1 rRNA gene and 1 pseudogene are annotated in these 684 nt (G+C 49.6%); both read left to right on the forward strand.

The features are described from left to right. Positions 1 to 246, forward strand: a pseudogene (locus JF66_RS24910) (hypothetical protein); the annotation flags it as partial. Further along, positions 247 to 684: ribosomal RNA gene (locus JF66_RS24080) — 23S ribosomal RNA — on the forward strand; the annotation flags it as partial.

Raw genomic sequence — 684 nt, forward strand, 5'->3', positions numbered from 1 at the left:
GAGGGACCGGAACATTCCATGCCTTTGGGTGTGGGGTTGACCTTTCCTCTGGACCTTTTCTTGTTGGCATCAATCGCCGGCGTGAAGGGGTACCGCCCGTACTTTGAGAACTACACAGTGGACGCGAGCATCTTAAATTTGATCGGACTTCGGTTCGACAAATTACAAAGATCTAAGCAATTAGATCATTGGTCAATTTCGATGTCGGATTTATTCGGCATACTTAATCGATTCAAACTCATGTGATTTCAAATTTTTAAGAGCAAACGGTGAATGCCTTGGCATGTAGAGCCGAAGAAGGACGTAGTAATCTGCGATAAGCCTCGGGGAGTTGATAAACGAACTGTGATCCGAGGATGTCCGAATGGGGAAACCCCGCCAGGCCCGTGAGGTGACCTGGTGACTCCCGCCTGAATATATAGGGCGGGTAGAGGGAACGTGGGGAAGTGAAACATCTCAGTACCCACAGGAAGAGAAAACAATAGTGATTCCGTTAGTAGTGGCGAGCGAACCCCGGATGAGGCTAAACCGATCATGTGTGATAGCCGGTAGCGTTGCATGGTCGGGGTTGCGGGACTTCTATTCATTCTACCGAGATGGTGAGGGTTAGAAACGTTGTATAGACCGAACAGGATTGAAAGCCCTGGGTCATAGAGGGTGCGAACCCCCGTAGTCGAAATGCAG

It is taken from the genome of Cryobacterium sp. MLB-32 (assembly GCF_000738085.1).
Taxonomy (GTDB): domain Bacteria; phylum Actinomycetota; class Actinomycetes; order Actinomycetales; family Microbacteriaceae; genus Cryobacterium.